At 48.1% G+C, this 20,386-nt stretch carries 18 protein-coding genes; 15 read left to right on the top strand and 3 right to left on the bottom strand.

What is annotated here, in order from left to right; translation table 11 throughout:
• Nucleotides 1–52: 52 nt before the first annotated feature.
• Both NIES2104_RS15190 and NIES2104_RS15185 read left to right on the top strand, forming a co-directional pair.
• Entirely contained in the window at nt 53–1,111 is a 1,059-nt protein-coding gene (locus NIES2104_RS15190; protein ID WP_202815074.1) for a hypothetical protein, read from the top strand.
• 403 nt (nt 1,112–1,514) lie between these two features.
• Nucleotides 1,515–2,288 carry a hypothetical protein gene (locus tag NIES2104_RS15185; RefSeq protein WP_058999099.1) on the top strand — a complete coding sequence of 258 codons (774 nt, stop codon included), beginning with the start codon at nt 1,515–1,517 and terminating at the stop codon, nt 2,286–2,288.
• Nucleotides 2,289–2,324: 36 nt separating this feature from the next.
• Here NIES2104_RS15185 and NIES2104_RS15180 read toward each other — a convergent pair whose 3' ends face one another.
• Nucleotides 2,325–2,948, bottom strand: a complete 624-nt coding sequence (locus tag NIES2104_RS15180) for a precorrin-8X methylmutase (RefSeq protein ID WP_058999097.1) — start codon at nt 2,946–2,948, stop codon at nt 2,325–2,327.
• 128 nt (nt 2,949–3,076) lie between these two features.
• Between NIES2104_RS15180 and NIES2104_RS15175 the strand changes: the two genes are divergently transcribed.
• The 5 genes from NIES2104_RS15175 to NIES2104_RS15155 all read left to right on the top strand — a co-directional run bounded on the left by NIES2104_RS15175 (nt 3,077) and on the right by NIES2104_RS15155 (nt 7,481).
• Nucleotides 3,077–4,387, top strand: coding sequence for a cytosine deaminase (locus NIES2104_RS15175; protein ID WP_058999095.1), 1,311 nt, complete (start codon nt 3,077–3,079; stop codon nt 4,385–4,387).
• Nucleotides 4,388–4,438: 51 nt separating this feature from the next.
• Complete coding sequence (locus NIES2104_RS15170; RefSeq protein WP_058999093.1) at nt 4,439–4,765, top strand: hypothetical protein; 327 nt, start codon at nt 4,439–4,441, stop codon at nt 4,763–4,765.
• Nucleotides 4,744–5,034, top strand: a complete 291-nt coding sequence (locus tag NIES2104_RS15165) for a type II toxin-antitoxin system RelE/ParE family toxin (RefSeq protein ID WP_058999091.1) — start codon at nt 4,744–4,746, stop codon at nt 5,032–5,034. The genes NIES2104_RS15170 and NIES2104_RS15165 overlap by 22 nt, the downstream gene beginning before the upstream one ends.
• 65 nt (nt 5,035–5,099) lie before the next feature.
• Nucleotides 5,100–6,368, top strand: coding sequence for a histidine--tRNA ligase (gene hisS, locus NIES2104_RS15160; protein ID WP_058999088.1), 1,269 nt, complete (start codon nt 5,100–5,102; stop codon nt 6,366–6,368).
• Between the two features lie 75 nt (nt 6,369–6,443).
• On the top strand, nt 6,444–7,481 hold the full coding sequence (locus tag NIES2104_RS15155) for a hypothetical protein (RefSeq protein ID WP_058999087.1): 1,038 nt from the start codon (nt 6,444–6,446) through the stop codon (nt 7,479–7,481).
• Nucleotides 7,482–7,592: 111 nt separating this feature from the next.
• Here NIES2104_RS15155 and NIES2104_RS15150 read toward each other — a convergent pair whose 3' ends face one another.
• Together NIES2104_RS15150 and NIES2104_RS15145 are read right to left on the bottom strand one after the other, a co-directional pair.
• Nucleotides 7,593–9,827 (bottom strand): DUF3488 and DUF4129 domain-containing transglutaminase family protein, encoded by a 2,235-nt coding sequence (locus NIES2104_RS15150; protein ID WP_058999085.1) that lies wholly within the window; start codon nt 9,825–9,827, stop codon nt 7,593–7,595.
• Between the two features lie 268 nt (nt 9,828–10,095).
• Nucleotides 10,096–11,814, bottom strand: coding sequence for a ShlB/FhaC/HecB family hemolysin secretion/activation protein (locus NIES2104_RS15145; RefSeq protein WP_058999083.1), 1,719 nt, complete (start codon nt 11,812–11,814; stop codon nt 10,096–10,098).
• A 157-nt stretch (nt 11,815–11,971) separates the two neighbouring features.
• Between NIES2104_RS15145 and NIES2104_RS15140 the strand changes: the two genes are divergently transcribed.
• The 8 genes from NIES2104_RS15140 (at nt 11,972) to NIES2104_RS15105 (ending at nt 20,356) form a co-directional block, all read left to right on the top strand.
• A complete protein-coding gene (locus NIES2104_RS15140; RefSeq protein WP_072218072.1) occupies nt 11,972–14,614 on the top strand; it encodes a CHAT domain-containing protein in 2,643 nt (880 codons plus the stop codon).
• A 384-nt stretch (nt 14,615–14,998) separates the two neighbouring features.
• A complete protein-coding gene (locus tag NIES2104_RS15135; RefSeq protein WP_058999079.1) occupies nt 14,999–15,481 on the top strand; it encodes an MSMEG_0572/Sll0783 family nitrogen starvation response protein in 483 nt (160 codons plus the stop codon).
• A 6-nt stretch (nt 15,482–15,487) separates the two neighbouring features.
• Nucleotides 15,488–16,468, top strand: coding sequence for a Nit6803 family nitrilase (locus tag NIES2104_RS15130; protein ID WP_058999077.1), 981 nt, complete (start codon nt 15,488–15,490; stop codon nt 16,466–16,468).
• Between the two features lies 1 nt (nt 16,469).
• On the top strand, nt 16,470–17,546 hold the full coding sequence (locus NIES2104_RS15125; RefSeq protein ID WP_058999075.1) for an MSMEG_0568 family radical SAM protein: 1,077 nt from the start codon (nt 16,470–16,472) through the stop codon (nt 17,544–17,546).
• A gap of 3 nt (nt 17,547–17,549) precedes the next feature.
• Nucleotides 17,550–18,035 (top strand): MSMEG_0567/Sll0786 family nitrogen starvation N-acetyltransferase, encoded by a 486-nt coding sequence (locus tag NIES2104_RS15120; RefSeq protein ID WP_058999073.1) that lies wholly within the window; start codon nt 17,550–17,552, stop codon nt 18,033–18,035.
• Entirely contained in the window at nt 18,035–18,979 is a 945-nt protein-coding gene (locus NIES2104_RS15115; RefSeq protein ID WP_058999070.1) for a sll0787 family AIR synthase-like protein, read from the top strand. Before NIES2104_RS15120 ends, NIES2104_RS15115 begins: the two co-directional genes overlap by 1 nt.
• Nucleotides 18,976–20,076, top strand: coding sequence for an MSMEG_0565 family glycosyltransferase (locus tag NIES2104_RS15110; protein ID WP_058999069.1), 1,101 nt, complete (start codon nt 18,976–18,978; stop codon nt 20,074–20,076). The genes NIES2104_RS15115 and NIES2104_RS15110 overlap by 4 nt, the downstream gene beginning before the upstream one ends.
• Nucleotides 20,069–20,356 (top strand): MSMEG_0570 family nitrogen starvation response protein, encoded by a 288-nt coding sequence (locus NIES2104_RS15105; RefSeq protein ID WP_058999067.1) that lies wholly within the window; start codon nt 20,069–20,071, stop codon nt 20,354–20,356. The genes NIES2104_RS15110 and NIES2104_RS15105 overlap by 8 nt, the downstream gene beginning before the upstream one ends.
• Nucleotides 20,357–20,386: the final 30 nt, after the last annotated feature.

The following is a 20,386-nucleotide window of genomic DNA, read 5'->3' as shown; positions in this document are numbered from 1 at the left end:
CAAGCAAAGGTACGCTCGATTGTATATCTCATCCACTCATTAACATTGCATTATGAAAACCAAAGAACCAACCATTGTGTCTGACCAAGAACGCGTTTCTCACTCTATAACGACAGCAAAGGTACTTTTCGCCGGAGGATCGGGCTTCGTGGGGCGCACTGCTGTCAAGTGGTTCCGCCAGAGGTATCCCGATATTCCAGTCCTCATCGGAGGACGGAACCTGCAAGCGGCAAACGAAGTCGCCCAGGAGGTGGGTGCTGCCGAAGCCGTTGCCATTGATCTCGATCAGCCCCGCTTGGGACTCGGTAACGACATCGCCATCGCTGCTGTGGTCATGTTGGCTCCCGAAGCTGGGCTTAAAGGCATGAGCTACGCGCAGGACTTGGGTGTCCCTTACTTGAACATCAACGCTGCTGTCACCGAAAGCGGTCCCGAGTTGGCACTGTTCGCGCATCGTGCGACCGCAGCACCCGTTGTACTCGCCAGTCACTGGATGGCTGGTGCGGCTACGTTTCTAGCGCTGAACAGCGCCAAAGACTTCGAGATCGTCTGCTCTATCAGGCTCGGCGCAATCGTCGATGAGCAGGATTCAGTCGGTCCAGCGGCGATCGAAGACATGGAGCGGGTACACGGGGCTGCTCCCCCCGCACTGGTATTCGAGGGTGGGCGGCGCGTGTGGCTGTCCGGCGATGCCGCAAAGGGCAAGCTCGAAGCAATTGACGGTCGATCGCTCGATGCCACCGCATTTTCCACGTTCGATACCGTCAGTCTCTATGCCGCCACTGGGGCACCGGATATCCGCTTCGACCTGGTGAATGGTGAATCGTCCAGCCGCCGCCGGGGCGATGAGGCGGCGACCGAGATCGTCGTCGAGATCGAGGGCGAGTCTGAGGGTCAAACAAAGCGATCGAGATCAGTGATAGAGTTCAAGCATGGCACAGCCTCACTCACAGGTCTGAGCGTCGTTCTTTCCCTTTCGTCAGTATTGGGACTGAACGACCGCTCTCCTGTCCGCCCTGGGCTTTACCTACCCGAACTACTCTCAGATCCCAAATGGTTCTTGGATGAACTCCGCAGTGGTGGAGCGACTATCTACGAATACTCTAAGTAGCCTGTTCGACTAGATGACCAACGCTCGTGTGAATGAGGAGAAAACATAGGTCAAAGAAACCGTTGCATGAACACAAAATATAAAAAATTGCCTGATCCTTAAAAGCCCCCAGGATCAGGCAGTCTACCTGTAAGGACGCGCTTGACCGGATACACTAAACAAGCTTAGTTGCCCCCTAGTTGCTTAGCTTTTCCGAGTGCGTTCCTCAGATTTGAATCCATTCTCAGTTACATACCCCCCCGATCCCCTCGCAAAAAGTACTTATTTTTACGTCCGACAAAAGTCGAGCTTCCCAGCAGAATCCGTGATTTCTCCCTGCACAGTCAGTGAAACTCGATTCAATTCAGGCGGTCTTAAGCTAGAGCAGATAAAATTAAAGGAATTCTGGTTTATCGATCGATTTATGCTCGTTCCTCTTAGCCGTAAAAAGTTTGAAGATCTCATTCCGTTTGTTGGCACAGGTGCCCAGTATAAGTACTGCTGGGGCAAGTTCCCCGATGTGCTCAGACGAGTTTTGATCTCGATTACCGCCTTGGCAGTGGTTCTCTTGATTCGAGCCTTTTTTGGCACTGGAGAACTCCAAGACGTGCTCCAGGCAGTGACCTTTTTTATCTCTCTGTTCGCGCTGGTGTATTGGCTCTGGGGTCCCGCAGTGCAAGCAGGCATGAGAAATGCAGCGTGTCGGCGCTACAAATATGCTGGATTTTTTCGGGGTGAGGTGTTCGATGTGTTCGTCACTGATGAAGTCGTTAGTACTCAGGAAAGCGTGAACGATCGAGGCGATTTAGTCGTAACTGAGAATCGTGAACGATGCATCAATGTCGAAGTCGGGGATGAAACGGGATTTGCAACCCGGATTCAAGTGCCGCTGCAACGGGAACATCAAGCGATTCGGATCGGGGACACGGCGGAAATGTTGGTGATGTCTGATCGACCCGATTTGAGCCGAATCGCTAAGGTGAGCGATCTTTTTGTTAGTCGGGTTGGGGTTTGGGTGAGCGATTATCCGTATCTGCGGCGCGATGAATTTGAAGCGGTGAGCCGGAAATTACAGACAATCGACCTCGATCTCGATGAATATGAGGAGCGTCCTCGCCGAACTGAACGCACTAAAGCGCAGTTTGAAGAGCCGCCTACCCGGAAGCGGATTCCCAAATCGAAACGTCGAGCGCGTTAATTGAGGAGTGAATTGCCCCGGAATCAATCGGGGCGATTAGCCTGCATTCGTTCCGCCGTAAGCTTGCCATGCTAAATCAACGAGTGCATTGACGATCGCGGCGGCTACAACTGCACTTCCTTTTCTGCCTCCAGTCCGAATATGCGGCACTAAAGAATCACTTAATCGCGATTTCGCTGTTTCGACATCGAGGAATCCAGAGGGAGTCGCTACGACTAAAGTCGGTTTGATTTCCTCTGATTTAATCAGGGTTGCCAGCGTCATCAATGCGGTTTGAGATTGTCCGACTACAAAGATGCCTTCGGGATAGCGTCTTGCCAGCGTTTCGATTCCCCAAGCTGCACGGGTTTTTTCTTTCTGAGGACGAGTGATCGTCTCCATGCTGCAATAAATTGGATTGGCGAACGTGTTTTGAATGTTCGTATTGATGCCAACTTGAACCATGGGCACATCGACGATAATCGTGGTTCGGGCTGCGAGGGCTGCCGCGCCCGATTGCAGCGCTAAATCCGAGAAATGAATGAGGGATTTGTAATCGAAGTCTGCGGTTGCATAGATTGCACGACGAACGATTTCGTATTCAGCGGGAGATAGCGCATGATCGCCCACTTCTCGATCGATGATTGCCAAACTTTGTGCGTCGGTCGGGTGCCATTCCATGATTGTAATTCCGTGAGGGTGAATGACTTTATGTTACTTTTCTTACACTGGCTTCAAGCTTTTTCAGTGTACTCGGATTTCGTGGAATTGCATGGCAAAATCAGAGGATTGCCATTGCTGGAAGCTCTATGATTTTCGATGCGCGACACTACTGGATTAGAAATGCTCATGTGCCTGCTTCGATCGTGGTGAATGGAAATAAGTGGACATCGCGCAATGGTCGAAATGACAATTTGTTGCACGTTGATTTAGAAATTGTCGATGGCGCGATTAGTGCAATTTTGGCAGCAGGAACGTATGAGAATTATGCGTCGCCATCGATCGATTTACAGGGTGGGATGGTTTGGGCGTGTTTTGTAGACTTGCACACGCATTTAGATAAAGGTCATATTTGGGGACGCGCCTCGAATTCTGATGGAACGTTTGACAGCGCATTGATGGCGGTGAAGAAAGATTCTCAGAAGAATTGGAATGCGGAAGATGTGTATCGCCGGATGGAGTTCGGTTTGAAATGTAGTTATGCTCACGGAACGAAAGCGATTCGGACACATTTAGATTCGGCAGGGAAACAAGGCTCGATTAGTTTTGAAGTGTTTCGGGAACTGAGAAAAAAATGGGCAGATCGAATGATTTTGCAAGCGGTTTGTTTAGTTTCATTAGATTATTTTCTAACACCTGAAGGAGAGAAACTTGCTGATTTAGTTGCAGAATCAGACGGAATTTTAGGCGGCGTGACGTTTATTAATCCAGAAATTGATCAGCAAATCGATCGCGTTTTTTCAATGGCAAAAGAACGGAAATTAAATCTAGATTTTCATGCGGATGAAAACGACGATCCAGACTCTGATACATTGCGTCGAGTTGCGGAAACTGCGATTCGCCAAAAATATCGAGGTAAAACGGTTTGCGGGCATTGTTGTAGTTTGGCAGTTCAAGAAGAAAGCGAGGCAGAAAGCACGATCGCACTCGTGAAAAAAGCGGGAATCGGCATCGTTAGCTTACCGATGTGCAATCTTTATCTGCAAGGGAGACGACCGGGAAAAACTCCGAGATGGCGCGGTGTGACGTTATTACATGAGTTAAAGCAAGCTAAGGTTCCGGTGGCGATCGCGTCTGATAACTGCCGCGATCCGTTTCATGCTTATGGCGATCACGATGCGCTAGAAGTGTTTAGCCAATCAGTGAAAATTGCTCAGTTAGATCATCCGTTTGGGGATTGGGCAAGTGCGATTACGTCCACGCCTGCGGATTTGATGGGTTTACCGAATGTGGGGCGAATTGGGGTGGGATTGCCTGCGGATTTGGTGTTGTTTAAGGGGCGAAACTATCGGGAATTGTTATCACGATCGCAGCACGATCGCATTGTGTTGAGAGATGGAAAAGCGATCGATACAACCTTGCCAAGTTACGCTGAATTAGATGATTTACTGGAAAAGTAGAGAACGCTATAGAATGAAGGGAAATCTCAAGCTCATCGACTTCTGGAAAAGATGCAGCAAATGACAGAACAGCAGCAGATTTTAGAATATATCGAGTCGCTTCCAGGAGATCTGGTGAAAGCGATCGTGCGTGAATGGATGCAACAACCTGATGCGACCTTGAGCCATTTCAAACAACTTGCAGAAACCGCACACCGTACAAGAGACATCGATACAACAGTCGGATTTCCAAATCTCACTGAAGACGAGATTCTAGAAGAATGCGAAACTCGACTGAAACAACAGATTCATCGTGGAATTCCCCATGAGCAAGTTGCAGAATGGCTGCGTAGCCTCAGTACTGATCACCCATTGCCATGTCCCAAGTCAGTTGGCTAGAGTCAGCACTCAGTGATATTCAGCGGCATATTGAAACCTTACAAAAATCCGCTCCTGATGCAGTTGATGAATTCGCTGAGGTCATCATCCACGCTGGGAATAGCCTTGAAACTTTTCCAAAGCGCTATCCTGTTGTGCGTCAGAATTCGGTGATTAGGAAAATGCCTGTTCCATTTGGCAAATATGGTTATTGTCTCTACTATGTGGTGAGTGACGATGACGTTTTGATTCTGCAAGTGATGCACGGGAGAGAATCTAGTCCCTACTAGGGTGAAGGGTTGTGACAAAAACGCTCTATCGGTAAACTTGTTAAGCTAATCGGATTTTAGGTAACATGGGTATTCAAGCGGTTCGCGGGACACGGGATGTTCTGCCGGGAGAGATTGAAAACTGGCAACGAATTGAAGCGATCGCTCGTGAAATATTGGCACGTGCAGCTTATCAAGAAATTCGGACTCCGATTCTGGAGTATACAGAATTGTTTCAACGCGGCATCGGAGAAGCGACCGATGTGGTGGGGAAAGAGATGTATACGTTCACGGATAAAGGCGATCGCTCTTTAACGCTGCGACCTGAAGGAACGGCGGGAGTTGTGCGATCGCTCATCGAGAATGGACTGCACACTCAAGGGCTTCAGCGATTGTGGTACACGGGTGCCATGTTTCGCTACGAGAATCCACAAGCAGGACGACAACGACAGTTCCATCAGTTAGGGGTGGAAGTGTTAGGCAGCGGAGATGTGAGAGCCGACGCAGAAGCGATCGCGATTGCAACTGATATTCTGCAAGCGATCGGATTAAAGGATCTGACGTTGCAATTGAACTCGATCGGGAATGCAGACGATCGCCAAAAATACCGAACCGCACTAGTTGAATTTCTCACCCCGTTCAAAGACAAACTTGATCCGGATTCTCAAACGCGATTAACGAAAAATCCGCTGAGAATCCTCGACTCTAAGAATGCACAAACACAGGCAATTTTGGAGAATGCACCGAGCGTTTTAGATTACCTGAGTTCAGAATCGAAAGAGAGATTCGATCGCGTTCAGTCCCTTCTACAAGATTTGGGAATTTCTTGCAATATCAATCCCCGATTAGTTCGAGGTTTGGACTACTACACACACACTGTATTTGAAATTCAATCGGATAACTTAGGCGCACAGGCGACCGTGTGCGCGGGTGGTCGGTATGACGGATTAGTGTCGCAGTTAGGCGGACCGGAGACACCTGCGATCGGGTGGGCAATGGGATTAGAACGATTGGTAATTTTGCTACAACAACTAGAGCAAAATCGTCAGAGTACAGTTGATTTCTATGTTGTCTCTCGTGGAGAAAAGGCAGAAGCACAAGCCTTGAAACTCGCTCAATTGATGCGGCGAAATGGATTTGCAACTGAGTTAGATATGACCGGAAGTGCATTTGGTAAGCAGTTCAAACGGGCGGATCGCTCTGGGGCAAAGGCTTGTTTGATTTTGGGGGATGCAGAAGCAGAGAATGGAACCGTGCAGATTAAATGGTTGAAGAGTGGGGAACAAAGTGCGATCGCACAATCAGAACTGTTGAACGATATCGATCGACTCAGACAGCAACTCTCTGAGAGCTAGTTTGCGGAATCGTTGATTTCGGTGATGAATCTCTGATCCTGATTCCTGAAATTCATCACCCCAATTTCGCAACACATGGCTAACTTAAAACTTTTTGCTGGAATCGGTGCTGCACTGATTCTCAGTGGTTGTACAACTTTAAATACAGTAAATACAGTCGCACAAACTCCAACCGTAAAACCTGCTAAAGATAATCTCATTGGTCTATTCATTGTTAAGCGGAACAATTTCAATCAACAATATCGCGGAGAAATTTTCCCGATCGCACGCTACAGCAATGGTCGATACACCGATGCCAGCACAGATGTCACGCTAGAGATGCGACAAAACTCGAACCAAGCTGAGATTGTCAAACGTAATGCTGCAAAAAGTGTTTTAAACACTAAGCCGACTTTTAATCTACCGCTTAGTCAGTTTAGTGTCGATCGCTTAAACGTCGGACAATTTGCTTGTTCCTCAATGCTGGTTGGACAAGGCAAGTTAACGGGACAATCCACGTTAAAGACTGCATTTGATCAGCTTCCTGCATCGAGCCAGAGCGGATCGCGAGGGTTCTCCTATGGTCGCAAATTCGATGAAACTTGGCGATCGACGATTGCCACTCAATCCGCGCCTACGAGTGGATTTAAAATGCAAACCAATACAATTGATCCACTAGAGCAATTTCGTCAAGATTTGCTCCGAATTGGAACCAGCGAAATCGCGAAAAATTCAGAAGCAAAATCGGTTCAAGGTTCGGTGCAGTTGATAGATGTGAAAGTGTTTGATCTCGATCGAGACGGTCAGCCTGAAGTGTTTAGCAGACTGCGGAAAGCTCCAACTACACCTGTGAAGCCTCCGGTCGATCGAGCCACTTCGATCGATGCAAATGTTTGGATCAAGTACGGTGAATCACAACCAACACTGTTAGCCAGTCAAGTTGTGCCTTACTATGTTCCCAAAAGTGACAGTTTTACGATGTATGACGTGCTGGGTACGATCGATGCAAATGGTGACGGCAAACAAGAAGTGTTGATTCAGAACAATGGCTATGAATTGACCAACTTCAGCATTTATGAGCTGCAAAACGATCGGCTTAAATCTGTGTTCACAGGTGCCAGCTATGGTTGTTAGTTGCATGTGAGTTCAATGAGTTCCCCGCTTCGTTTCAGTCACGCCCCGGAATTCCATTCCGGGGCGGGTGAACAACGCAGTGAGAAGGTTCTAAAACACAGCTTCACCGATCTAGCGCCTTCCTCGACGGGGCTTCAGTGCCTTCAATTTCTGCCGTAATGGTTCGAGTTTCGGTTGTTCTCGTCCATAGCGCCAGCGAACATACGCTTCGGAAATATCCGCGATCGCAGAAGATCGATCGGCTCCCTGAACTTTCCTAGTCGATCGCGCATATTCTAGCGGTGTATCAGCCGACGGCTTCGGATATCCCTGTGCAGCAAGTTGAAACAACATATGCTGATAAAGCCGCTCCATCGGTGGCAAAGTTCGCATCCGTCGATATCGCCGCCATTTCTGCCAACCTTGACCCGTTAGCCACACAGACATCAAACTACCAATGATGATCAAACACGCTGTAAAGAAGCCTCGTAAGCCTTGAGTAAACAGCGCGAGAAACCAACCGATCGCGCCACCAATCAACCGAATCACTTCAGTAATCCAGGCGGTCACAGGTAAAGGCAACCATCCCGCTACCCAGTTCCAAAACCGCTGCAACAGACTAAACGGTTGAGCATCTTCGATCGAGGGCGGAACTAATTCATGACCGGGAATCGGGTCGATCGTAAACCATCCCATCCGCGGCACCAGGATTTCTGCGATCGCATAAGCATCAGTATTTCGGACAATGTACAGTCCTGTAAACGGATTGAATTGTCCGGGTGCGTAGCCCGCAACTAATCGGGCAGGAATACCAATCGATCGCAGCATCACCGTGAGCGCAGTTGAGAAATGATCGCGATCGCCGCCCTGATTTTGTAGAAAGGCTAAGACTAAATCTTCACCGGGTTTCAGTTGCTCCAAATCTTGCCGCACTCGATAGCGCTGTTTCAAATACTGACCGAGATACAGCGCTTTCTCATAGTCTGCCTTCAAAGGCGTTTGGGAGGTCGCTAGAATTCGATTTGTTTCTTTTGCCACTGGTTCCGCAATGTTGGACGGGATTTGCAAGTGTGGGCTGTTTTTTGGATACTCCGCCTTCCAGGAATTCAAGCGGAGCAATGTACGATCGCGATACGGCACTTCTGACACCACACTGTAAGTAATGCCATCCCCTAGCGCGATCGGAGCACGTAAGCCTGATTCTGGATCGATCGCGATCTCATCGGTTGGAAAGTAGACTTCTTTGACGCGATCGAGGGCGGGAATCAAGTTCGGCATCCGAGACACGATCGTATAGGTCTGAACGACTTCGCGAGTTCGGCTCAGTGTGACCGGATTTGGCAACAGAAATCGATACGACCAGGGCAATCGTTTGATCGTCTGAGTTTTATCATTGCGCGACACTTCCCAACCTTGCCCGGTATAGCGATCGAATGCCATCACTCGCCAGAATCCTTCAATTTGCGATCGCACCCGCATAATGACTCTCGGCTTGAGTTTGCCGCGCTGCTGGTTTTGATTAATTTTGTCCCCGAACCCCGCATAGAACTCGTCACTCGGATCATCGCTTGGTGCTTCGCCTTGTCCAGTTCCACCACGACGAATGCCCGCTTGAGGTTCTCCACGCTGCGCGAATCCTGGATTGGTAATCACTCGATTATCAAATCGTTCATGCACTGAAACCGGAGAACTGACCGGAAACATCCGTAACTGATAGCCCGGTAAACGCGGCATAAACGCAAAAATGACTAATCCAAGTCCTAGAACGATCGCAAAAATCGCAGGCAGTACCCGAAAATTCACTTTTCTAAAACTGGTGCGCTCTAGCTTCACGACATCCACCCCTAAGCGCGAACAATAGTCGAGCATTAATACAGGCAGCCCGATCGCCAAAAACACCAGCAGCATCACGCCAAATAACATCGTTTGACTGAGAGTACTTGCAACCGAGAGCAATACAAGTCCAATGATCATCGAATAGCCCAAATCTTTACGACGCGGTAAATCAAAGCTATGCAGAACTTGGATTTGAATTAAAAATTCTGCCAGTAGCAGTCGATTGTCTCCGGATTGGACATTGCCGAACATTTTGCCAAAGAAGCTGAACAGCACGATCGTCATTGCGATCGCTAGTAGGAATTTAAACCCAACATTTTTTTTGCGGCGTCGGTGCCAACTCCAACACGCCCCGATCGCGCTGAGCGGAATTGCCCAAAGTGCGATTTGTGTTTCCGCTGCCAAATCCGTCGCTAAAATTCCAACACTGACGAGCGACTGAGTAAGGACGCGGAAGAGAATCGACTCTTCAGGTTTCGCTTCTGGAATTGCCTGAATCCGGGTTTGGACTTGCTGCCACCAGTTTTTCATGAAGACACGATGAAGGGGTGAAGTTCACCTCCAGAGTACCCTCCCGCGTGGAAACGGTGACGATCGAGGACTAGAGTGTGTGTAAAGCCTCTTCGCTCCGATTGCACCTCGCCCTGAAATGAATTTCGGACTAATCGGCGCAAGTCCATTTCAATGGACTAAGAATATTGCAATAAGTTCGGAGTCTACTAAAGTAGACTTTCGTCGATTAGCCCGAAATTCATTTCAGGGCGGGAATGAACCAAGTGAGCCACTTTCAAAGCACCTCCTAAAAAGGGTTGTAGCGAATCGAGAAATAAAAGCCTCTGTCCTGAATCGCGTTGCGTTCATCTTGCACTTGGATCAGCGGCACACCATAGTCAACCCGCAGCAATACGCTCGGTGTAATTTGCCATTGAACCCCCAATCCCAAACTCGCTAACCATTGCGGATCAGGATTATCAGTTCGATTATTCCATCCGGTTCCAAATTCTAAAAATGGCTGGAGTTGCACGATCGATGGATTTCGACTCACTGGAATTCGCACTTCCACTAATCCAGTCACACCATTATCAGTCACAATCTCATTCTGCCGATAGCCTCTGAGCGAATCCACACCCCCGATGCTAAATCGTTCTAGCGATAACAGAGAATCGGGCGTTAATTGAGCATTCAATCGAGCCAGTAGCACCGGGCTATTCGGCTGATTGGCAAGTCGCTGCACCCATTGAACCTGTCCCAGCCAGCTAAAGAACTTGGCATCGGTTCCAGAATCGTTCACGGTTGCATTGATCGCATCGATCCCAAAACTAAACTGCGATCGAGCCGCAATGACTCGATTCGGCAGAGTCCGATCAATCCAATCTTGAAAAAATCGAATGGCGGTCACATTCGATCGACCGTCTTCGGGTCCTTCAGAAAACGAAAACGGAATGTCATCGAGCAAAAAGGTTCGACTCCGCCGCAAATCCAGACTCACCCCTAAGCCCACTTCCACTTGAGGCGATCGCACGATCGGCTGACGAATTCCTGCTGAGATCGTTTCGGCTCTGCTCCGAATCCCCAGATCATCGAACGGCGCTTCTGTGATCACGCTGCGATTGTTGCTGTAGCGTAGATTTAGAGTCGTATTGGTTGGACTTAGCGGCACTGCATAATTAATGTCATACAGCGAAAGCCCTCCGGTGCGTCCAAATTCTGCGACAATGCGATCGCCCCATCCCAGTAAGTTCTCGTGTCGCACAAATGCAGTGCCTTGGAGTTCTCCCACGCTCGGTGATTGATAGTTATCAAACCCGACACCCGCCCGGAATGCTGGAGCTTCTGTCAATCGCACACGAAGAATGGAACGATCCGGAGCGGTTCCTGCCGTGAGTTCTGCATTCACCTGAGCAAACAAGGGATCAAGTTGCAGCAAAATTAAAGCATTTCTCAATCGCTCTTGATTGATCGGGGTTTGAGTCGCCTGATTCAGCCGACTGACAATGTAGCCTTCAGGAATCCGTCGCAGCCCATCGATTTCTATTCGCTCTAATATCCCTTCTACAATCCGAATTCGAACAACATTCGGAACCTTCGGATCAAAGGTTTGACCATTAACTAAGAACGCTCCAGAAGTGACATAGCCTTCGCGAATGTAGAGTTGTGTGATTTGCGATCGCAGTTCGATCAAGTCCTCAAATCCAGCCGCTGAGCCAAATTTTTTCAGAAATTCTCGCTTGAGTGCCTCCACTTCTGATTGCAAAACCGTTCCACCCAGAATCTCGATATCTCTGACGGGAAATTTCACCCCCGATGCTGGAGCCGCTTCTTGAGGTGGAGCGGGAGAAGGCGTAATGATTGGGGCTGTGGGTGTTGGGCTGGGTTGAATCGGCGGAGTTGGATTCGGTAGAGTGCGATCGACATCGGGCACCACATTAGAAGGGAGTTGAGCTTGAACCGAATGAGAGAGAAAAAGCGCGATCGTGCTCAATCCCACAAACGGCAAACTCGATAGAATCCATCGCATTTTTACACCCCGAAACTATAAAATGCTCATCACATCTGGGTCTAGCCTGTTTTTCACCCACAAATAATTTACCATTACCCAGTTCGCAAAAAATTTTACAAGTAGACAGAGGAAAAGCAATTCGGTAAAGTGACAGTCAAAACGCTGATGAAAAACAATGATGAAACTGTTCGGGCGGAATCGGAGTTTGCGGAAATGGATCGCGATCGCTTGTCTGAGTTGTCTCATTGCTCTGACTCCGATGGTAGGACAGGCAACTGATCCGGCTCAATTGATGCGGCAAGGTTTAGAAAGTTACGAAACCAAGAACTATACGGCTGCGATCGAGTTTTGGCAGCAAGCCCGCGATCGCTATGAAGCGAAGAACGATCGAATCAATGCTGCGATCGCGTCCGAAAACATTGCCCGAACTTACGCCAAACAGGAACACAGTAGTAAAGCGATTCAAACTTGGGAAGACGCAATCAAGCTTTACCGACGAATTAACGATCCAGCAAAACTCAGTCAAGCATTAACCGAACAAGCTCAGTTGTATAGCGGCATCGGACAAGCGCGACAAGCGATCGTGCTTCTTTGTGCTCCAGAAATGAACCAAGACAGTTGTAGCGATCGCGGAAGCGTCAAACTTGCAGAGAAAACTTCAGATCCGAATCTGCAAATTGCGGCGCTTGGCAGTTTAGGAGATGCGTATCGCTTAAGTGGAGAGTCAGAAAAAGCGATCAGAGCGCTGACCACCGCTTACCAGTTGGCAACCCGTACGAACCAAGCGACGCATCTTTTATCATTGCTCAACAGTCTCGGTAATGCTCATACTAGCCGCGCTGCCTTGCGAGAACTGCAAGCAGAATCCGCCCGGACACGAGATCCAGGAGAAGCAAAACGACGGACAACCGAAGCAGAACTCGACACGCAGCAGGCGATTAAGTTTCTATCTGACAGCTTGAAGATCAGCCAAAATAATCCGCAAGCTGAACTGCGATCGCTCTTGAGTTTGGCATCGATTTATCACCGTAGAAAAGAAACGGCAATGATGATGCCTTACCTACAGAAAGCAATTCCTTTATTGAGTCAGGTCAGTTCTGATCGAGTGCGATCGTATGCCGCGATCGACATTGCTAAACTACTGAGCACAGAAAATCCTCAACAAACCGAGTCATTGTTAAAGGAAGCCATTCGATCGGCTCAAGCTATTAAAGATCTTAGAGCCGAATCTTTTGCGGTCGGAGAACTCGGACGATTGTACAAACGCGATCGCAGTCCTGAAGCTGCCCTTCCTTTGATCAAACAGGCGATTACAACCGCCGATCAAGACCTCGAAGCTAAAGATAGTTTGTATCTTTGGGAATGGGAACTCGGACGAATTTTAGAAAGTCAGGGACAAACTCAAAACGCGATCGCAGCTTATGAACGATCGATTCGGACGCTAGAAATCATTAGAAGTGACATTCTCGAAGCCAATCGAGAGCTGCAATTCAACTTCCGCGATGAAATTGAACCGATCTATCGAAGTTTGATCACGCTGCGAGTCGGCTTAGAGAACATGAGCAAAAATTCAGTCAGTGATGCCCGCCTGAAACAAGCTCAACCGAATACATTATCTGACCCGAACAATATTGAAATTGTGCTACGGGTAATGGATTCGCTCAGACTGGCAGAACTGCAAAACTACTTCGGAAATGACTGTATTCTCGCGGCGGCGCGACCGACTGAAAATCTAAGTACAGATGCAACTGCAAAAGCGGTTCAAGTTGCCCTCAATACCGCTACCCAAGACGGTAAAACCGCAGTGATTAACCATATTGTGCTGAACAATGAACTGGTGATTATTCTCAACCTAAAAGGTAAGCCTTCTCAGACTCGATTCGTTCCGATCACATCGATCGAGTTAGCAGAATCGATTAATCAATTTCGGAATCAACTCCAAGACAATAGTCTCGCCCCGTTTGATCCAAAACGATCGAATGCCCAAAAGCTTTATCGATCCCTAATCGAACCCATTCGCCCTCTCATTCCAGACGGCGTTAAAACTCTGGTCTTTGCTCAGGATGGATTGCTCAGAAGTATGCCGATGGCAGCTTTGCACGATGGTAAAAAGTTTTTGATTCAGGACTATGCGATCGCAACAGTGCCGAGCTTATCGCTGGTCGATTTGTCTGTACCCAAAAATGAACCTCGATCGGCGCTGGCACTCCGCGCCAGTCAATCCGCAACAATCGAGGGCAAATTCTACCCGGAGCTACCTGCGACAAACCGAGAAACAGAAAGTATTCAACAACGATTGCCTGGAAGCCGAGTGCTTGCAGATTCAAACTTCACAAAAGCCAATCTGAAAAAGGCATTAAAAGAGCGCAGCTATTCGATTCTGCATTTAGCCACACATGGTCAGTTTGGGGCTGATCCGCAAGAAGACACGTTTTTGGTAACGGGTGGTCAAGAGCGCTTGACGCTGATTGAACTCGAAAAAATGCTGCGGGATCTCTCTGGTGAAGACAGTAAAATTGAGCTTTTAGCACTAACGGCTTGTCAAACAGCCGTGGGGGATGGTCGATCGATTCTAGGGCTTGCGGGTGCAGCGGTTCAATCCGGTGCAAAGAGCGCGTTAGCTTCGCTCTGGTTTATCTCTGATCAAGGCACTGCTAATCTAGTTGATTTGTTTTACGAGGGGCTGAGCGATCGTAAATTGAGCAAAGCCGAAGCCCTCCAAGCTGCACAAGTTCGTTTGATTGAACAAACAGAGAATCGACAGAACCAGCATCCGCGCCTGTGGTCTGCATTTGTCCTGGTGGGGAATTGGTTTTAACCTCAGTTCGACAAGTTTTTCCGCTCCGTTGTTTGCTCGCCCCAGAATGAAATTCGGGGCTAATCGTGCGAAGCCCACTAAAGGGGGCTAAAGACGCATGAAGTCAGGGCTTGCAGTCCTGAAGGGACTTCGCACTGTCAGCCCCGAATTCTATTTCGGGGCGAGCAAACAACGGAGCGAAAGAATTCATCGAGCTGACGTAGTTTTAAACGCGATCGCGCCTGTTGAAATCAATAGGTACATTTAACTTTCAGCAGTGAAATCACCGAAATCGATCGCGCTACCTAGTACTATCGTTAGAGTTAAAAATTTGGTATCAAGCATTACAAAAGATTGTTTCCAATCCCAACTAATCTGGCACCAAACTCATAAAAGGAGAGCGTCATGCCTGAGATTACTGCTCCCGCCCATCAAGCTGGCGACTTTTTTGTTGATTACGAAGAGAAAGTTTTTCCTGATGTCAAAGCGGAACCGGGCGAAAAAGCTCTGGTCACGTTTCACACGGTGGCGTTTGAAGGCTCGATCGGGTTTGTGAACCTATTGCAAGCAACTCGCCTCTTACGCAAAGGCTTTGAGACTTCAATTCTGCTTTATGGTCCTGGTGTAACCCTCGGTGTACAACGAGGCTTTCCAAAGCTAGGCGACTCCGCTTTTCCGGGGCATCAAAACTTTAATGATCAACTCAGCAAATTCATGTCTGAAGGTGGCAAAGTCTATGCTTGCCGATTTGCACTCCAAGCCCTGTACGGACATGGTGAACCGTCACTTACTCCCGGCATTCGCCCGATCAATCCGCTGGATGTGCTGGACTTAGTGTTGATGCACCGCAAAGATGGCGCGTTTATCCTCGATACTTGGACGCTCTAAACCACAATGACAGATGCCAAAATCGTTCGAGCAGCAGCGGTTCAACTCAGTCCCGTACTGTTTAGCCGCAATGGAACCACCGAGAAAGTTCTAACTGCGATCGCGTCTGCCGCAAAGGAAGGCGCACAGTTAGTCGTCTTTCCCGAAACGGTGATTCCGTACTATCCTTACTTTTCTTTTGTTCAGCCTCCGGTGCTGATGGGTAAGGAGCATATGCGATTGTACGAAGAAGCCGTGACGGTTCCGAGTCCGGTTACAGATGCAATCAGTCGGGCTGCTCGATCGTATGGCGTTGTTGTCGTGGTGGGTGTAAATGAGCGGGACAATGGATCGCTCTATAACACTCAGCTTGTGTATGATGCCGATGGAACTCTGTTGCTAAAACGCCGTAAAATCACGCCAACCTACCATGAGCGAATGGTTTGGGGGCAAGGAGATGGTGCGGGGTTAAAAGCGATCGAGACGGCTGCCGGAACGCTCGGAGCTTTAGCCTGTTGGGAGCACTACAATCCGCTTGCTCGATTTGCACTGATGGCACAACACGAACAAATTCATTGTTCACAGTTTCCAGGTTCGATGGTCGGTCAGATTTTTACTGATCAAATCGAAGTCACGATTCGCCATCATGCTTTAGAAGCAGGTTGTTTTGTGGTGAATGCGACAGGTTGGCTCTCTCCAGAACAAGTCACACAAATTACGCCCGATGAGAAGCTTCAGAAAGTACTAAGTGGAGGTTGCAACACTGCTATCATCTCGCCTGAAGGCAATCATCTTTGTACACCGATTACCGAAGGGGAAGGAATTGCGATCGCGGATCTCGATTTTTCTTTAATCACAAAACGCAAGCGCATGATGGATTCGGTAGGGCACTATTCCCGCCCGGATCTGTTACATTTGCAGGCAAATTTCGAGCCGCAAACGGTGCTTAAAGAAGATCTAGAAGTGCGATCGCCAGAACAGATATCGATGCTCATTTCTGATCCTTAACATGAATAAACAACAGCTAATCGCGGATCTACAATCCCAAGGGTTAAAACTGATTGATCCGGACATTGGCGCAACGGGACGAAAAGGAGGCGCAGGACCGTCAGATCACAAAGCAATCACGATCGATGGAACAACAGTCATGGTTCCCGTCTTTAACTCACCCGCTGCTACTTCACCGTATGGCATTGATCAGACCGCACAGGTTCTGGAACTGTACGGAGAGCCAATCACGCCGATTAGCTTTCCACAGCAACCTAATTTCTACAATCTAAAGACCGCTGAGGGTGTGCCTTACTGGAAAATTGCGCTGCTTCATAGCCGCGACGTGTTAGCAACTACGGTTTTACAAACCTGTATGCGCTACAGCGATTCGGAAACAGCTTGTCAATTTTGCGCGATCGGACAATCGCTTTCGGCTGGAAAAACGATCGCCCGAAAAACGCCTGCTCAACTCGCAGAAGTGGCGGAAGCGGCAGTGCGATTAGATAGTGTTAAACATATGGTGATGACCACCGGAACACCGAATATCAGCGATCGAGGTGCAGCATATCTCACAGAATGTGCAGCCGCGATTAAAGCGAAAGTTAATTTACCGATTCAGGCGCAGTGCGAACCGCCAGACGATTTTGCATGGTTCGATCGCATGAAATCGTCAGGAGTTGATAGCTTAGGAATGCACTTAGAAGCAGCAGATCCGATTGTTCGCTCAAAGATTATGCCAGGAAAAGCTTCGGTGCCGTTGGACTACTACTACCGGGCATTTGAAGCTTCGGTAAAAGTATTTGGTTGGGGTCAGGTGAGTACTTATTTGCTGGCAGGGCTAGGAGACAGTTTAGAAACGCTAGTGGAAATGTGCGATCGCTTAATTAATTTAGGCGTATATCCATTCGTCGTGCCGTTTGTGCCGATTATGGGAACACCGCTTGAAGGGCATCCCGCACCCAAAGCAGATTTTATGTTTTCACTGTATGAACAAGTAGGAGAACTATTAAAGCGATCGAACTTATCTTCGACAGAAATTAAGGCAGGTTGCGGAAAGTGTGGAGCCTGTTCAGCGTTGTCAAATTTTGAATCGTAATCTATGTCCTATCAGTTCAAATTAGCAAAGTCTCAGGCGGAAATTGAGGCTTATTTTGAGTTACGTCGATCGATTTTTACCGAAGAACAACAGCTATTTCAAGATGATGTCGATGAACTCGATGACATTGCTTATCCGATCATTGCTCTGCATGAATCGAACATTGTTGGCGTGGTGAGAATCTATGAGATTGAACCGAGAGTTTGGTATGGCGGACGATTAGGAACTCATGCCGACTATCGTAAAGGTTGGCAGATTGGTAAAGGATTGATCTACAAAGCGGTCACAACTGCGAGTACTTGGGGATGCGATCGCTTTCTTGCAACAGTTCAACTTCAAAACGTCCGATTCTTTCAGCGACTGCATTGGGAATCTCAGGAAGAATTAATCATCTGCGATCGACCGCATCACTTGATGGAAGCTGATTTGAACTTTTACCCACCAGGAACCGAACCACGCCCAGTGTTACAGATCAAAGAGGCATCGTAATGTTACCGGAACTGGCTGAGCAGCTTCAGCGATCGCTAAGTCTACTCCAAAAACAAGACATTCAAACTGCTGCGGAGGCGTTGAAACGGAAGACAGGCGTAAAACTCGGTGATGATTGTGCAGCAATTCCTGATCGAGATGGCTATCTATTGTTCGCGGCTGAAGGAATGATGCCACAGTTCGTAGAAGAAGATCCGTGGTTCGCAGGATGGTCTGCGATCATGGTGAATGTAAGTGATATCTATGCAATGGGAGGAACCCCGATCGCGGTTGTCGATACACTTTGGAGCAAATCTGTTGAAGAGGTTGACCCACTTTGGGCAGGCATGAAAGCTGCATCTAGCACCTACAATGTTCCGATCGTGGGAGGACACACGAATTGCCATAGTTCCTACACTGCGCTTTCGGTGGCAATTTTAGGACGATCGAAGCATCTGATCACGAGCTTTGATGCTCAGCCTGGAGATGTATTGTTAGTTGCAACTGACTTTCGCGGAGAAGCTCACCCGAAGTATCCCTTCTGGAATGCCGCAACGAAAGCTGATCCGATTCAATTACGATCGAATTTATCTATCTTACCGATTCTTGCAGCAGCAGGATTGTGCAATGCAGGCAAGGATATTAGCAACGGCGGCATTGTTGGAACATTGTTGATGTTACTAGAAGCGTCAAACTGTGGGGCAGTTTTGGATCTCGATCGTGTTCCTTGTCCGCCTGGTTTAGCACTCGATCGATGGTTAGTTAGCTTTCCGAGCTATGGTTTCTTGCTCAGCGTCTTTCCGGATAATGCAAAGATGGTTCAGGCGCATTTTCGGCAGCAAGATTTAGTGTGTGAGATTGTCGGAACAATTGAGATGGGATCGAAATTAGTTTTGCGATCGCAAGAAACATCGATCGACTTTTGGGACTTGTCTGAGCGAAAACTGACAGGATTCTCAAAATGAAAATCGCGCTCCTCACCTACTCAACCAAGCCGCGAGGCAGCGTCATTCATACCCTGGAACTTGCAAACGCACTCCATCATTTAGATCATTCTGTAACTGTATTTGCACTTGATAAAGATGGAACAGGCTTCGATTACCCGCTCTCTTGTGAAGCTCAATTCATTCCTGCAAAACCTGCTTCAGGTGAGATCGATAAACTAATCTATCAGCGCATTCAGGAATTTGTCAGCTATCTGGAACAATCGCAGCAATCTTATGATTGTTACCATGCTCAGGACTGTCTCGCCGCAAATGCTCTTCTAACGTTGTTCAAGCAAGGGAAAATTCCGCACTTTGTCCGAACGGTTCATCACATTGACGACTACAGCAGCATCTATCTTCAACAGTGCCAAGATCGATCGATTCGTGAAGCTTCTCTTTGTTTGTGTGTCAGCGATCGCGTTCAATCCGAACTCCAACAGCATTATCAAATTAATGCTCCCCGTGTGATCAATGGCGTGAATCTAAACCGATTTTCACCAAACGGCGCATCATTAAAATTTGACGGCTCACCTATCTATCTCACCATCGGCGGCATCGAACCCCGTAAGAACTCTATCCGATTGTTACAAGCCTTCAATCAAGTTCGTGTTCAGTTTCCAAAGGCTCGATTGATCATTGCAGGTGGCGCAACCTTGTTCGATTATCAATCGTACCGGGATGAATTTTTCGCGATCGCTCAATCCTTAAACCTAGAAAATGCAATAATCTTAACAGGTGTTCTCTCAGATGCTGAACTTTCCGCCCTGTATCGAAGTGCAGATGCGTTTGTCTTTCCATCAGTCAAAGAAGGCTGGGGCTTAGTGATTCTTGAAGCGATCGCAAGCGGATTGCCTGTGATTACTTCTAATCAAGCTCCGTTTACTGAGTTTTTGAACGATCGACAAGCGCTTTTAGTTGATCCGTACTCAGTAGATGCGATCGCTCAATCGATGTGTTCCGTGTTTCAATCTGCCGATTCGCTCCGGTTGCAAAGTCAGTCGATTCTTTCTCAATACAGTTGGGAAACTTCCGCCAAACAACATATTCACTACTATCAAACCTTGCTTTATGCCTGAAATCCGTTTTCAAATTCGTTGGTCTGATGGCACTCAAGACTCGTGCTATTCACCCTCATTGATTGTCAAAGAATACTTCAGCCCGAACACTGATTATGAGCTAGAAGACTTTGTTACGCGATCGCGAACTGCATTGAAAATCGCTAGCGATCGCGTTGAAGCAAAATACGGTAGACCCTGCGGACTCGCACTGGGTCAACTTCAAGACATCGAGGAGAAATCAAAACAATATGTTCACCTCCCAGATCCCAAAGTGCGGGTGATCGGCTTTCTTGAATAATTGGAATTTTGCACTGCAAGAATTTCACGC

This window comes from Leptolyngbya sp. NIES-2104 (genome assembly GCF_001485215.1).
GTDB lineage: Bacteria > Cyanobacteriota > Cyanobacteriia > Leptolyngbyales > Leptolyngbyaceae > Leptolyngbya.
Note: the sequence above shows the minus strand (reverse complement) of the source record. Positions and strands in the feature narration are given on the sequence as shown.